The sequence below is a fragment of the Solitalea canadensis DSM 3403 genome, from assembly GCF_000242635.2.
GTDB lineage: Bacteria > Bacteroidota > Bacteroidia > Sphingobacteriales > Sphingobacteriaceae > Solitalea > Solitalea canadensis.
In genome coordinates this window covers 691,528-706,974 of the sequence record NC_017770.1, presented here as the reverse complement: position 1 = coordinate 706,974, position 15,447 = coordinate 691,528, and the positions used below count along the sequence as shown (strand labels likewise).

The following is a 15,447-nucleotide window of genomic DNA, read 5'->3' as shown; positions in this document are numbered from 1 at the left end:
AGTGTGTGTTTTCTTACAGTTGAAATTCAGATGACGTTCATCACTATAAAATCGCCGTTCGTCATAATAATTTGTAGGATGAACAATGAAATCATTCTTTTGCATGAAATTATCATCAACACTGTGCTCAAAAGAATTCAGAATCTATTTCTTCCCAATAACGCATGGACATTTGTAGTTCCTGTATTGCTGATAAGTCTTATTCAAACTTCTGAAAAAGAACCTTATACCTGGAACGAGCATATATCCTGCACAGCCATCATGATGGCTCTGTTATTACCGGTTCTTTTATTTGTTTTCTATCAGGAGAAAATCCGCAAGGCTTCATCCACTCGTAATTATTTTTTACTTTGGGTGGCTTGCTTTGTTGTTTACCTAAGTGTGTTGCCTCTTTTCCTGATTCCTATACTATCTCCTCTGTTTCCTGTAGAACTGACACAAGATAATGTGGGGATGTTATGCTTGTTTTGCATTGGAATAGAGTTGACACTGGTATTAACCGAGTATTTCAATACACAACTTTCGGGATCTCACTGGCTCAGAAAACTCAATCTAGAGAAAAGCATTTTGCTGGCATTATTGCTATTATCCGTGCTATTGGCTGCAATGGGTGTTTCAAGTATGTCCGATCCCCGTTATCATTCAGCAAACAATTTATTGATAGGCCCAACCCTTAAACCGTTAGTGCTATTAAAAAAGCTTCCTACTTTTTTCAGCTTTGCACTACAGTTTTTTCTTCTTTACATGGCCGGTTTCTTTTTCTATTTTATCAATAATCGGTTTTTGATCCCTGTTTTGCTCAAACAAAAAGGAATGATCATTTATTGCCTGGCAGCTATCGGAAGCATTTTGTTTTTTTATCCATTAATTGCCCAACTGATCATTTGGCTACCCATAAATAACGTTTTTGGAGAAATTATTGGAAGTCCGCCTTTTAAAGCCGAAAATGGATGGGGTGCATTTGCAATTATGTTGGTTAGTTTACCCATTATCCTGACGATCCAGTGGTTTAAGCAAAATAACCAAATTACGATGCTTGAGAAACAGAAAGTGGAGAACGAATTGCATTTGCTAAAACAACAAATCAATCCCCATTTTTTCTTTAATACGCTTAATAATCTATACGGACTCAGCTTAACCAGATCGGAGCAAACACCCGAAGTTATTCTTCACCTTTCTGATCTAATGCGTTACGTGATTTATGAAGGACAAAAGGAAAAGGTTTTATTAACCGACGAAATAAATTATATTGAAGATTATCTGCGCTTACAGCAGATCAGAATTCACAAACAACTGGATATCACTTTTGAGAAACATTCAATAGATAATCAATTTGAACTGCCACCTCTTTTATTAATTATTTTTATTGAAAATGCTTTTAAACATGGTATTGAACCCGCAGAGAATGCCTGTTACTTGAAAATGAATCTTAGCTGTGCGAATGGTAAATTGAGCCTTAGCTGTGAAAATTCTGTTGAGCCTACTACAAAAAAATCTCAATCGGGCATTGGTTTACTTAATTTAAAACGACGCCTGGAGCTACTTTACCCAGGAAAACACGAGTTAAAAATGGAGAACGGCCAAAATAGTTTTAAAATTATATTGGAATTAAATTAGCATGCAACTAAGAACAATCATTGTTGACGATGAGCCCCTTGCGCACGAGGTAATCAAGGAACATGCGAAAGATGTTCCCTTTATTTCTATTGTGGGTCAATGCTATTCGGGAACTGAGGCGCTTAATTTTGTTAATGAAAATTCAATAGATCTGATATTTCTTGATATTCAGATGCCTAAACTTAAAGGGTTGGATTTTTTGAAGATTCTTAAAAAAAGTCCGATTGTAATCATTACCTCTGCTTACCAAGAATATGCATTGGAAAGTTTCGAATTGGATGTTTGCGATTACCTACTTAAACCTTTCCGTTTTGAACGTTTCTTAAAAGCAACCAATAAAGCGTTAGAATTATATCAACTTAAAAATCAAACTAATATTCCAACATCACTTAATCAGATTGAAAATAACTCGGTTGATTTACAACAACTATTTATCAAAACGGATAAACGTTTTGTACAAGTAAGCTTAAAGGATATTTATTATCTAGAAAGTTTTGGCAATTATGTTAAGGTATGGTTGGAAAATGAATTCTTGCTCACAGCCCGTACATTAACCAGCTTTGCTGAGCAATTACCTGTTGATGATTTTGTACGAATTCATAAATCGTTTATTATCAACAAACAATATATTGCTTACCTGGAAGGAAATACCGTTATTCTCAAAAATAAGAAGCCGCTGCAAATCGGGAAAAGTCATAAACAATCGCTTAAGCAGCTTATGAGCAATGATGATTAAACATATCGCTCTTTGATACTATTAAGATGATGAAGCTCATGGCCGGCCATGTGATAGATTAACGCTCTTACACTTACCTGGTTTCCGTTAGCCATTCCTAAACGCATAACATCTTCTTGATTAAAACTTTTAAACAAAGTCAGGCTTGCATTTCGTACCGATTCATATTCTTCGAAGATATCCTCCAAACTTCTTTCATTAGCTCTTGAATAAGGTACGTAATCATCTTGTTCAAATCCTGGTAGGGAGGTTTTATCGTTACGCGCAATCCGCAAAGCACGATAAGCATAAATACGCTCATCGTCGATTATGTGAACCAAAATTTCTTTTATTGTCCACTTTTCCGCTGCATATCTGAACTTTAGCTTTTCTTCAGGCAATGAAGAGATGTAGTTCTTCACCTCCTGAAAGTTGGTTTTCAGGTGTTTAAGAATCTGATCATCATCCGGCAACAGATCAATATACATTTTTGCATATGTCGGGTACTCACCTTCTGAAGGCTTTGAGATCCAAGGCTCATTCATGTTTGTATTGTTTATTGTAAAAGTTTCTAATAATATAGGCTATTGGCAATCCTACAAAAAACATAACACATGCAATGCTTATTAACTGTGCTCCAAAAGTTGGAGCTTTTTTAGGCTGTGGTATACTCGAATAAGGCAATACTACATAATTCATTACTAACCAAGCAAATAAACCATATAGCAATCCACTTACCAACGGATTTTTGTGAAGGTAATCGATATGTTTGCTGGCATAATAGTAAAATACAGCGAAGCCATATGCGATTACAAAATGAAAGAATAATCCGGCGAGGGCCATTGCAATGCCACCCTTAAATGCATCCATCCCATATACTCCACTAGCGATAAACTGTAATATTTTCTCCACCGTCGACTTACCGAAAACGCTGTGAACAAGAAATGCTGAAAGAATATCGAGTGTGCCTGCAACAAAACCACTTATCAGTATTGCTTTTAAAGCACCATTACCTGAGCGCAAATCAGAAGTAAAAGGATCTATTTGTTTCATTGACAAGTTGTTGATTTCTTAAAGTCAATATAGTAACTAATCAGTCCTTTTGTCAATATTTTGATCAATTTTAGAAATTAGAAAGGGCAAAATTAATGTATAGCAATACTCCTGCAATAAAACTAATTATTGCCACTCCTGCCGGGAATGCAATATTGGGGTTATAGATATGTATTTTCTTTTGGTCTGCTATTGTTGAACAATTTTCGATAGCATTTAAAGAGCCTGCAATTGCAAACATCGACCAGATGCTCACGAATGCTGCAAATAATAAAACAAACCAGCTGTATTCGAGCAGGCATTTATCGTTTATGGGTTTGCTCCCTATTACATCTTTCAGAAATGTAATTGAAAAGGCCACTACACCGGTTGAAAGTGTAAGTATCAACTTCATTGCATCATTGGCGTACTCAAATGATTTTTCCTTTGCATTGTTCATACTTTTTCAGCAAAAAGGCCAAACCGGACAAATAGATTTTAGTACTTTTTCTATATCTAAATCGCTTACGGTTGTTAGTTCAATCTCTTCGTTTTTTCTTGTTACAATCGCTGTAACTAATCTGTCAATACTCTTATAAACGAGGGGCTCGGAGGTACTGCTTAATTTAATCCTCTTTGTGCCTTTGTTAATAAGGGTGGTCAATGATTTTACGGCCGAATCATCTATTTCAAGATTCTGTTTATACAGTTCATTGATGGCGTAAGAGGTAAAATCATCCCCCAACTGATCGGGGGATGCGTATGTTGTTCCAATAGTATCAGGCATAACTAATTAGTGTACAATTAATTTACACAAATTAATTTAACTCCGAAACCATATAGAAAGTTATTCGCCAGTAAAAAAATCTTTAAAGGCTTTTCCGTTATACGAGATTTCAGTGAAATGAACTTTGCAGCCCGGGCCTTTAGCTGCTTGTGCATAAAAGCCAATACGCATATTTTCTAATTGCGAATAAGGGAATGTTCGAGTCAACACCCATTTTTGTCCGTCTAAAGAATAGTAGAAATTGAATATTTTCCCAGATTTAGCCACTTTCATGTAAACTTCTTTACTGGGTAGTTCTGTATGGTAATTTCCGTCGCTAATTTTATTCTTAACAAAGGATGATACTACACCGTAGGTATTTCTTTCATTCTTCTCAAATAAAAAATTGGCCCAATTTTCCTTATCACTATAAACTAAAATCGCTCCCCCATCGTACACTTCATTAAATTCAGGAGATACTTTGGCTTTAAACACGAAGTTTGAGTCGGGATGAAAAAGAAGTTTGGATGCTGTGTTATTGTAGTAATTACCGTCTACAAATACAAATAGATCTGTTCCCTTCTGAGCTTCAATAGTGATTCCTTTGTCGGTTACGGCAAATTTTTGTGGAGTATTGTCCCAATTTAAAGGATACGGAACTGATGAGATCCTTACTGATTCATCAGACTTTGCCTGAGTTCCTTGTGCGGCTGTACAAAATGAAATAGTTGATAGCAGAAGTAGATTAATAATTGTTTTTTTCATAATGCAATAGGTTGTTTTGCGCTATGAAAATAAACATATTATAATTAAACATCCTAAGTAATACAAAACATTTAAGCATTATCCTTAAACGTTGTGAAAATTAAAACCATATAAGACATATAAGAGTATAGAAGATTTAGCTTATTATCTTCTTATATGGTTCAAAAATTAAAACCATATAAGGCATATAAGAAACATAGAAGATTTAACTTAAATGTCCTTGTATTTCTTATATGGTTCAAAAATTAAAAACCATGTAAGGCATATAAGAAAAATAGAAGATTTAGCTTAAATATCCTTATATGTCTTATATGGTTCAAAAATTAAAAACCATGTAAGGCATAGAAGAATAGAAGATTTAGCTTAAATATCCTTATATATCTTATATGGTTCAAAAATTAAAAACCATGTAAGGCATAGAAGAATAGAAGATTTAGCTTAAATATCCTTATATGTCTTATATGGTTCAAAAATTAAAACCATATAAGGCATATAAGAAAAATAGAAGATTTAGCTTAAATGTCCTTATATATCTTATATGGTTCAAAAATTAAAAACCATGTAAGGCATAGAAGAATAGAAGATTTAGCTTAAATATCCTTATATATCTTATATGGTTCAAAAATTAAAAACCATGTAAGGCATAGAAGAAACATAGAAGATTTAACTTAAATACCCTTATATGTCTTATATGGTTCAAAAATTAAAACCATATAAGGCATAGAAGAATAGAAGATTTAGCTTAAATATCCTTATATGTCTTATATGGTTCAAAAATTAAAAACCATGTAAGGCATATAAGAAAAATAGAAGATTTAGCTTAAATATCCTTATATGTCTTATATGGTTCAAAAATTAAAAACCATGTAAGGCATATAAGAAAAATAGAAGATTTAGCTTAAATATCCTTATATGTCTTATATGGTTCAAAAATTATATTGCTTTGGTTTTTTCTTTTAACCAAGCCTGTTCGTCAACATTTAAAAGTGGAGATAGTTTATCGAAAACAAACTTGTGGTAATCATTAAACCAGCTACGTTGAGCTTCATTCAATAAAGCAGCATCAATTAAATCAGTTGCAATCGGACAAATAGTAACAGTTTCGAAATTTAGGAACTGTCCAAACTCTGTTTTCACATCTTCCTGACAAATAACCAGATTTTCAATGCGAATACCGTGCTTCTCAGGACGATAAATTCCAGGTTCGTTGGAATTTAACATCCCCGGCTGAAATGCAATATTAATTGCACCTGAAACACTAATATTTTGAGGGCCTTCATGAACATTTAAGAAGAATCCTACTCCATGCCCTGTTCCGTGTCCGAAATTATAACCTTCTTGCCACAACCATCTGCGCGAAAATGCATCTAACTGATAGCCCTTGGTACCTTCAGGAAAACGAGCCATACTCAAGTCAATCATACCTTTTAACACAAGCGTATAATCCTTCTTTTCTTCAGCAGTAGAGTTACCTAAAGAAATGGTACGTGTAATATCAGTTGTTCCTGTACGATATTGCCCACCTGAGTCTACTAAATAAATACCCTCAGGTTTTAACTCTACATTGCTTTCAGGGGTTGATTTATAATGAGGCAAAGCAGCATGACCTTTATAAGCCGATATAGTACCAAAACTTTCTCCCACAAAACCAGGTTGAGCAGACCGGAATTCATAAAGTTTAGCAGATGCAGAAAGCTCATCGATGTAAGTTTTGCCAATATTATCTTCTAACCATTTTAAGAACTTGACCATAGCAACACCATCATTAACCATAGTCTGACGGATATGTTGTTGCTCTGTTTTGTTCTTGATAGATTTAAACATGGTTGTTGGATTCATTCCTTCAACTATGCTAACTCCGGAAGGAATAGCTTCCATTACCTCTTGACAAAGTTTTTTAGGATCTATCAACACTGAATTTCCAGCAGGCAATGCACTTACAGAGGTAGCAAACTGCATGTAACAATTAATATCTACTCCCGATTTTGCTAAAGCAGCTTTATCAGCAGGCGTAATTCGTGTATCATTTACAAACCAAACCAGCTCATTCTGAGAAACTAACACATGACTTAATACCAATGGATTACAATCAACGTCACTACCGCGAACATTTAATAACCATGCAATATCATCCATTGATGAAATCAGGTGAAAATCAACTTGCTGCTTTTTCATATCAGCACGTAAACGCGCAATCTTGCTTTCGGTAGATTCTCCTGTAATATCTTCGGGAAGCAGAAATACTGGATTATTTAAAAATGCAGGCCGATTTTCCCAAATTGGCGTAATAAAATCTGCTTTGGTGTTTAAGTTAAATCCGAAACGGTTAAAACCGACCTTCATGATTTTTACCAATTCAGCTGAGATTAATTTACCGTCAAAAGCAACTGTTGCACCTTTTTGTAACTTTTCAGCAAGCCACTCAATATACTCAGGAGTGTGTTGAATTTTCAATTTAACCAGCTCAAAACCTGTATCCTTTAATTGATCCACAGCCTGAACAAAATAACGGGCGTCTGTCCACAAGCCAGCAAAGTCAGCAGTGATTACCAATGTACCGGCAGAACCGCTAAATCCTGAGGTCCATTCCATGCATTTGTAATGGTCAGGTAAATATTCACTAATATGTGGATCAGAAGAAGGAATGATATAAGCATCAACGCCATTTTGCTCCATTTGTGAACGAATGGCACTCAATTTCTCTTTATAAGTCATTATTGATAGGAATAAAATGAGGTTGTAAATATAGCTTATCTCATTTGGTATTTGAAACCAATGTGCATTAACAATTTGGTGACACCGAAAGGTATCACCAATTCAATTAGCCTTAATGCTTTTTAGCAGGAATCATTGGTTTTGAAAACCCATTAATGTTCTTTTTACCATCCTGCATTTGTTGTAAAGCCTTTTCAACTGAAGCCAGTAATTTATCAGCAGGTGTTTTTTCCTGCATTATTTTCACCAGTAATTCCTGGGCTTTAGTAGCCTTTTTCTCCTCACCCAAATTATACTGCATTATATTTTTCATGCTTTCCGTATAATTAGATTGCTCATAGCGCTCGGCTTTTTTCACTAACTCCTTTGCCAGTTGTTTATCGTTTTTGTCAGGTGATTTTTGAGTTAACTTTACTGCATAGTACATGCACCAGCTATTAACTGTTGACGAATCAATAGTCAGTACCGGATATGGAGCATTTTTATCCAAAATAATTGGCTCCCGACCGATAGTTGAAGTTTTATCTTCCGACAAAAGATAATCCTTTACATATTTTTGTTCGGTCTTTTTGTAGCTGACCGAGTCATTTACCGATTTATAGAACAGTAATTGCAAATCAGTAATTTTCTTATCGGCACGTTGATTTAAGAATGCTCTCATTGTCCCATATAGGTCGTTTAATGCCGATTGTTTTTCCTGAACAGAAAGCTCCTTCGATTTTATTATCTGATTACCAAAAGATTTACTACTTCTTTCGAGTATACCATCAACTCCTGCTCCTGCTAAGCCATCAGACTTTAGTGCTACTTCAACCGCCTTGTAATTGGTAATAAGGAAATCGTAGACCTTTCTTGGTTCGCCCGAAAAAGTTAGTTGCAATAAAGAAGAGTTGCTCAGTAGTTGGTGTTTTACTTGAAAACTGCGCAGTGTAAGCCTCTAAAACAGCTCCAACAGGCTGATTTTCAACTTTTAACCGCTTAACATATTGTTGGATAAATTCGTCAGATCTGTCTCCGTTTTTGAATTGAGCTTCCAAATCGGCCAAACTCACTTCCTTTACTCCATTTAATTTTTTCAGCATATCATTTCCAACATCCAGAAATTCTGCTGCCGGATATGCTCCGACCGCATTTCCAATCAACTCCTCATTTTGTGAGTTAATAAACAAAAATGTTGGATATGCTTTTACCCCATATTTCTTAGAAAATTCAATCCACTCCCCTTTTTCTGCATCTATTTTAAGATTGATAAAGTTTTTATTGAAGAATGCACCAACATCTTCCCTTGGAAATATTTGATTTGACATTGCCTTACAGGGGCCACACCAGGTTGTGTACACATCAATAAAAATGGGCTTATTTAACTCACGAGCTTTTTTAAGTGTTTCATTCCATGATGTATGCTCAAAATTAATTCCTTGCGCCATTACAGAGCCTACACTCAATAGCAACAATAAGCTTACTATTACTTTCTTCATTTGGATGGATTGTAATTTAATTAACATTTTAATTAATACAGTAATAAGCACCTTTTTACCCCAACAACCTGGTAAAATAAATGTGACGCAAAAAAGCCCCTAAGATTACTCTCAGAGGCTTAAGGGGGTTTGGCTTATACTTTACTACAACTCTGTTATTTGTTTTAGTGTTGCATTATTCTGAACTGCTTTTCTCGAAAAAGGCATGATCCACAAATGAGATGTTGGTGATAATGATAATGTTTGACCATTATAAATCTTAGTAAGCGTTTTGGCATATTTAGGTTCGGTGTTAAACCTTCTTAAATCCCAATAATTCATACCGGTTCCAAAAAACTCATTGTTTCTTTCCCTTCTGATGTAGGTTATCGCCTGCTCTTCTGTAGTAGCGCTCAGATCAGCATATAACTCCGGAATAATTCTTTTTTTACGAAGTGTATTCACTAACGTCATTGCCTCAGTAAACTGCCCTTTACGAGCTAAACACTCAGCTTTGGTTAGGTACATTTCAGGGCTTCTCATGCCACCGCCATTGAAATCATCCATTCTGAAAAAATTGCAAATTGTATCGGCTCCAACTTTACGTGGTTTAAAATTGATACGATAACGAGTGTCACCAGGTTCAAATCTTACAGAATCTTTAGCAGGGATAGAACCTGTGATATAAAGTCCTTGCAACTTATTTGAAGTAGAACCAAATCGGAAAATGTAATTTTCTGGGTTCAGGAAATCAAACTTCGGAAGCGTTGGATTTGCAGTTGCATCAATGGTTTTCTTATTATCTGTATAATATTTTACCATATCAAACAATACATCGCTTTGGCCTAATGCGAGATTTGCATTGATTAATGCTTTGTCAAAATCCTTCATAAACAAATACGTTCTGGCTAACATTCCATAGCCTGTAGCTTTGTTTGGACAATAGGAATTTTTGCTTTTAGCAGGTAATGCAGCAACAGAAGAGTTTAAGTCACTTAAAATAAGATCATAAATTTCTTTAACAGTTACCTGAGGAGGCACTTGTTCAAAGTCGGGCTTTAAGTTTAATGGTACTGCTAAATCTGTTGAAGCACTTGCAGCGTTATAATGCTTTGCATAACGATTTACAAGGAAGAAGTAACTCATGGCTCTCAACGTTTTAGCTTGTGCAATTAGTGCATCTTTTTGTTCGGGTGTTCCGTCAATAGCATCAGGCACTCCATCTATAATTAAATTACTATAGTAAATACCTTTATAAGCATTGTTATAGGCCTCATCAGATTCAAGAAAATCAACACGACTTTTATCCTCGATCCAGTTAAAATTAATCGAAGTTAGGTTAACAGCATTTATTGCAGCACTATTGGTATAAAACTCGTTGGTCAGTTGAACAGGAGTTGTCATATCGTTGAAATGCATATCCGGATTTTGAATAAAAGCTTCAAAGTCGGCTATGTTTTGAGGTATTTTCTTTCCTTTGGGGATTACATCAAGGTACTTTTCGCACGATGAAAGCAAAATGCCGGATAACAGGATAAGTACTATTATTGGATTAATCTTTTTCATTTCTTTTCAATTAAAGAGAACTAACACTTCTTAAAAACCAACATTAAGGCCTACAACAAATGTTGGCTGTGGTTTAATACTTCTTGAGCCTGATGCTTGATTATAAGCTTCAACATCGATTCCGTTTCCATTAAAGCCAATGCCAACAGGATTTTCAACCATGAAACGTAATTTAGCTGCGTTTAAGCCATATTTATTAATCATAGCTTTGGGAAGATTGTAGCTTAAAGAAACGTTTCTAAGTTTAATGTATGAAGCATCCAGTATTTGTGCATCTCCATATCTATAGTTATTATTTCTGAAGTTGTTTCCAACTTTTTCGTAGTGGAAAGTGTATCGGGGAATATCAGTAATTAACTCATCTCCGGGATTCTGCCATCTATTAGCAATTTGCTCATTGGTTAAACCTCCGTAAGAGTTGGTGATTGTTGGTACATCATTTCGCATTTTCTGACCAATGTTGTAGATCAACATTGCTGATAATTCAAAACCTTTGTAGTTAAGATTATTGGTAAATGAACCACTTACTAATGGAATTAATGAACCCATGTAATAAACAGCATTTGGATTAGTTACCTGAGCATAAACCACTTCTCCTTTTTCATTGTAGATCAATGGATTTCCTTCAGCATTTAAGCCTGCATATTTATACGCATATAACCCTTGAAGCGGATTTCCTTGTAAATAAGATCCTTCTGATAATAATTCTGATGCTGATTTAGGAGTATAATCAACTCTTACAATTTCATTATGATTGTAACCAGCATTAACACTTAAATTCCATCTGAAATTTCTGTTCTTAACTACATCACTTGAAAGTGTTAATTCAATACCTTGATTTAATAACTCACCATTATTAACCAAAGCTGCATCATAACCTAATGATGGATCAAGTGAAAGATTCGCTAACAGATCGATACTTCTTTTGCGGTAAACATCAATTGAACCTTGTAATACATCGTGGAACAATACAAAATCCAATCCCATGTTAATGGTATGAGTTTTTTCCCAGCGCAAATTAGGGTTTGGAGGAGTTACCACTGTTCCGTATGTATCTTTTGTATAATTACTTATTCCATAAGAAGCCACTAAGTACGGACCAACGTTTTTAGCAATGTTACCACTTAAACCGTAAGAAGCTCTTAATTTCAAGTAATTAACCCATGAAACATTGAAGAATTTTTCACGGTTGATTAACCAGCTTGCACCAGCCGACCATAATGGGCGATATTGGTAACTAGGATTTGTTCCAAAAAGGTTGGAAAGATCCATACGCGCACTACCAGTTACACTGTACTTGTCTGAAAATGTATAAGTTGCGTTTCCGTAGAACGATGCAAATCTGTTCAATACTTCCTGATGATTATACAAGGAACTCTGACCAAGTGAAACCGCTTTGATCATTAAACCTGCATATGTTTTAGATAGTTCCTCTAAATTGATTGGCATGGTGGTCAACAATTCAGGATTATATCCATAACCTTTCGTTCCAGTGCGCTCATTTTTAGCCTGACGGATTTCAGAACCAGCAACAACGCTCAAATTATGTTGTGTTCCTAATTTTTTTGTGAAGTTTAATTGATTTCTTAATGTATAGGAATTAGAAATCTGAGACTCCTCGTTTAAAATATTTCCTGCCGGTAACTTATAAACTACCTTATTTTGAACAGCATCAAATACTGCAAATGAGTTAACTAAATAACGAGTATCATATGCTTCCCACTCATTAACGGTTTTGGTGTTTGTATTGCTCGTTTCGTATTGAAACATTAAATCATATTTCAACCACGGTGTAACTGTTGCATTTAATTTACCGAACAAACGATTGGTGAAGTTTTTTACATGACCAATGTTATAATTTAGCTCGTCAAGTGTATAAGAATCAATATTATATAGATTATACTTTGCTACGTTATCCGTAATTTGCCTTGATAATGAGTTACGCTTTATGATAGGATTGCCGTTCTCATCTACAAGGTGTTCATAAGGGTAAGATGAATTATACAAAGAAGTAGAATATAATCCCGGGTTATCCTCTTTTCCATAACCTACGTATGCGCCAACATCAGCTTTTAACCATTTTGCAATGTTCACACTATTCGTAATGTTAATACCTAAGCGGTCATTTTTATCATTTAAAGAGGTATTCTGATTGTTCCAATACGTTGCTGAAAGGTTAAAGCTGTTTTTATCCGTTGCTTTTGCAAGTGATAAGTTATATTGTTGCTGAACAACATTTTGCATTGCATACTTCGACAATTCTTCCTGATAAACATTACCGTTACTTCTCAATGCATTGATTTGCTGTACTGCCTCATCAGGTGAAATTTCACCAGCATATTTACTCAATAAAATATTGATCACCGGACTAGAAATACCTGCATCGCGAATACGAGCCACCTCTTTTAAAGGATTTGTTTTAAGTTCAGGGTTGTTGTTGATATACTCCTCTTCAAGGCCAATCATAGTATTTGCCGATGAAGTATTCATATAGGATAAATCAGGTTTTGCTCTCATTGAAATGCTACTAGAGAAATTAACCTTAGTTTCACCTGCTTTTGCTCTTTTAGTGGTAATTACAATTACACCGTTTGCAGCTCTTGCGCCATAAATAGAAGCAGCAGCAGCATCTTTCAATACTGTAATACTTTCAATATCTTCAGGGTTAATATCTGGCACTCCGTCTTCAATTCTACCAAATCCGTCTATTGTTGTTTTCTCTACCGGGAAACCATCTATTACGTACAACGGATTTTTAATAGCGTTGAAAGTACTTGTACCGCGTACGCTTACATCACCTTTATAATTTACTAATCCGGGTGCCTGACCTTCTAACAGTTGCTTAAGGTCAACCATGCGACGAGTTTCTAATTTATCAGCTGAGATTGTTGAGAATGAACCGGTAGCATGTTCTTTTGAAAATGTTTGGTAACCGGTAACAACAACTTCCTGCAGTAATTTGGTATCACTTTCAAGCTTAATCAGGTATTGATTTGTCGAAGAAAGTGTTATTTCTTTGGTAACATAACCGATAAACTTAAAGACGATGGTTTTGGAACCTTCCGGAACTTGTAAAGCAAACTCTCCAATTTCATTTGTTTGGACAGCTAGTGAAGTTCCTTTGATCATGATGCTTACTCCAGGAATTGGTAAACCGTCATTCGCATCAACAACTTTACCGGTTATTGTACGGATTACTTGTTTAACAACGATTTCATTATTGATTGATGCAGAAGCAATGGAATTAATTGATGTAACTCCAAATCGTTTTTCCGCACTTTGAGCTGATTTCTCAGAACCGGTAATAATGGTATAATTACTCTGATCAAGCTTATTATACTTTAATCCAAGCGGTAATAACAAATTACTTAGTACAGATTCCAGCTTTTTGCCTTTAAAAGAGGTTGCATCAATTGTTGTGTAAAGATCATTCAAAACGCCTTCCTCATAAATAAAATTTACGTGGTAGACGTTCTTAATCGTTGCCAATGCCTCTTCAACAGAACTTTTTTGCTGTGTGCTGATTGCCTGGATCCCTTCTGAAGGCGACTGAACAAATGTATTTGCATAGGCTTGCGAATACACACCAAAAGGCATTAGTGCCAACGGAAATGATCCCATAAAAAGCTTAAGTAGCCGTTTTCTCATTTTCTTCTAATTTTGGATAGGTTATTGGATAGGGGTTATTTATCTCTTATGATGAGAGTTTTGGATTCTTTATCTTTTATAATTTCAACCTTCAGGATGGATTGAATAGCGGCGAATAGAATTTCTTCCGACTGGATAGAAAGCGTTCCGGTAAGTTTTCTATTTTTCAGTTCTTCTCCCTCTATAGACACTTTATAACCATAGTTATCTTCGATAATCTTGGCTACTTCAGTTAATGAAAGTTTATTAAACACCAGCTTCGACTGTTTCCAAGCGGATTCATCTTCCGCTTTTATTGTTTTCTTCACAATCAGGTTTTCATGCGGATTGTATTCAAGTGCTGTTCCTGGAGTTAGGAAGATGCTTTTGTTTTTTTCCTTAATGGCTACACTGATTTTACCGCTAGAAAGTACAACCTTGGTTATATGACGACGGTTATTTACGTTAAATGAAGTTCCTAAAACTTGTACATCAAGATCGTCTGTATGCACAACGAAGCGTTCAGCATCTTTGATAAGGGCTTCGTTTTTGTTTAAGTGTTTTACATCGAAATACGCTTCTCCCTCTACCCATACTTCACGGATTTCATTGGAATTCCATGTCTTTTTGTATTTGATTGAAGAGTTAGCATTCAATACAACTTCAGATTGATCTGGTAACGTGATCTTTAGATTTTGTCCGTAAGCAGTTGAAAGATGTTCATAACGGTAATAATTGTAAGTACCAATAGCTGCAGCTATTACCATTATTGCAACAAAAACAGCAGCTATTCGCTGAACAGCAATACGTAACTGGCGAACCTTGGTATTTTGTTCAGCCTTTTCAATGGAAAGTTTTAATTTCTCTTTAAACCGAACTTGCTCTGAAAAAGGAGCCATAGCAACAGCAATATTCAATTGAAGCACCCATTTTCTTGCTTCTTCAGCAAATGATACTATAGAAGGATTTTCAGCTAAAACCTGTTGCCAATCTGAATTGTCAGCATTTGATTTTACCCAATTAACAAACGATTCATCACCTAAAAAATCTTCGACCTTATACGCTGAATACTCTTTCCCGTTTAACATTTTTCTGGAATATTTCGCTTAATACAACTTCAGCAGAATTTCTACCCCACGAAATCTGAAAAATTTTAAAAAATGTAATCCCAGTAAAATGTTATTTGC

At 35.2% G+C, this 15,447-nt stretch carries 13 protein-coding genes; 2 read left to right on the top strand and 11 right to left on the bottom strand.

Annotated features, from left to right (window positions below; translation table 11 throughout):
* Positions 1-78 precede the first annotated feature (78 nt).
* Positions 79-1,617 carry a sensor histidine kinase gene (locus SOLCA_RS22095; RefSeq protein ID WP_014678952.1) on the top strand — a complete coding sequence of 513 codons (1,539 nt, stop codon included), beginning with the start codon at positions 79-81 and terminating at the stop codon, positions 1,615-1,617.
* A 1-nt stretch (position 1,618) separates the two neighbouring features.
* Positions 1,619-2,353, top strand: a complete 735-nt coding sequence (locus SOLCA_RS02900; protein WP_014678951.1) for a LytR/AlgR family response regulator transcription factor — start codon at positions 1,619-1,621, stop codon at positions 2,351-2,353.
* On the opposite strand, the gene SOLCA_RS02895 is transcribed toward SOLCA_RS02900, so the two are convergent.
* The 11 genes from SOLCA_RS02895 to SOLCA_RS02845 all read right to left on the bottom strand — a co-directional run bounded on the left by SOLCA_RS02895 (position 2,350) and on the right by SOLCA_RS02845 (position 15,348).
* Positions 2,350-2,877: a DinB family protein gene (locus tag SOLCA_RS02895; RefSeq protein ID WP_014678950.1), complete on the bottom strand. Its 528-nt coding sequence runs from the start codon at positions 2,875-2,877 to the stop codon at positions 2,350-2,352. The genes SOLCA_RS02900 and SOLCA_RS02895 overlap by 4 nt on opposite strands.
* Positions 2,870-3,385, bottom strand: a complete 516-nt coding sequence (locus SOLCA_RS02890; protein ID WP_014678949.1) for a hypothetical protein — start codon at positions 3,383-3,385, stop codon at positions 2,870-2,872. The genes SOLCA_RS02895 and SOLCA_RS02890 overlap by 8 nt, the downstream gene beginning before the upstream one ends.
* A 70-nt stretch (positions 3,386-3,455) precedes the next feature.
* Positions 3,456-3,824 carry a hypothetical protein gene (locus SOLCA_RS02885; RefSeq protein WP_014678948.1) on the bottom strand — a complete coding sequence of 123 codons (369 nt, stop codon included), beginning with the start codon at positions 3,822-3,824 and terminating at the stop codon, positions 3,456-3,458.
* A 6-nt stretch (positions 3,825-3,830) separates the two neighbouring features.
* Complete coding sequence (locus tag SOLCA_RS02880; RefSeq protein ID WP_014678947.1) at positions 3,831-4,151, bottom strand: hypothetical protein; 321 nt, start codon at positions 4,149-4,151, stop codon at positions 3,831-3,833.
* Between the two features lie 60 nt (positions 4,152-4,211).
* Complete coding sequence (locus SOLCA_RS02875; RefSeq protein ID WP_014678946.1) at positions 4,212-4,895, bottom strand: DUF1349 domain-containing protein; 684 nt, start codon at positions 4,893-4,895, stop codon at positions 4,212-4,214.
* 933 nt (positions 4,896-5,828) lie between these two features.
* Positions 5,829-7,610: an aminopeptidase P family protein gene (locus SOLCA_RS02870; RefSeq protein ID WP_014678945.1), complete on the bottom strand. Its 1,782-nt coding sequence runs from the start codon at positions 7,608-7,610 to the stop codon at positions 5,829-5,831.
* A 112-nt stretch (positions 7,611-7,722) separates the two neighbouring features.
* Entirely contained in the window at positions 7,723-8,490 is a 768-nt protein-coding gene (locus SOLCA_RS02865) for a hypothetical protein (RefSeq protein WP_042479193.1), read from the bottom strand.
* Entirely contained in the window at positions 8,420-9,088 is a 669-nt protein-coding gene (locus SOLCA_RS22090) for a thioredoxin family protein (protein ID WP_157604502.1), read from the bottom strand. The genes SOLCA_RS02865 and SOLCA_RS22090 overlap by 71 nt, the downstream gene beginning before the upstream one ends.
* Before the next feature lie 144 nt (positions 9,089-9,232).
* The gene (locus SOLCA_RS02855; protein ID WP_014678942.1) at positions 9,233-10,633 is read right to left on the bottom strand and encodes a RagB/SusD family nutrient uptake outer membrane protein; all 1,401 of its coding nucleotides are present in this window, start codon (positions 10,631-10,633) and stop codon (positions 9,233-9,235) included.
* 30 nt (positions 10,634-10,663) lie between these two features.
* Positions 10,664-14,281, bottom strand: coding sequence for a SusC/RagA family TonB-linked outer membrane protein (locus SOLCA_RS02850; RefSeq protein WP_081479963.1), 3,618 nt, complete (start codon positions 14,279-14,281; stop codon positions 10,664-10,666).
* Positions 14,282-14,316: 35 nt separating this feature from the next.
* Positions 14,317-15,348 carry a FecR family protein gene (locus SOLCA_RS02845; RefSeq protein WP_014678940.1) on the bottom strand — a complete coding sequence of 344 codons (1,032 nt, stop codon included), beginning with the start codon at positions 15,346-15,348 and terminating at the stop codon, positions 14,317-14,319.
* Positions 15,349-15,447: the final 99 nt, after the last annotated feature.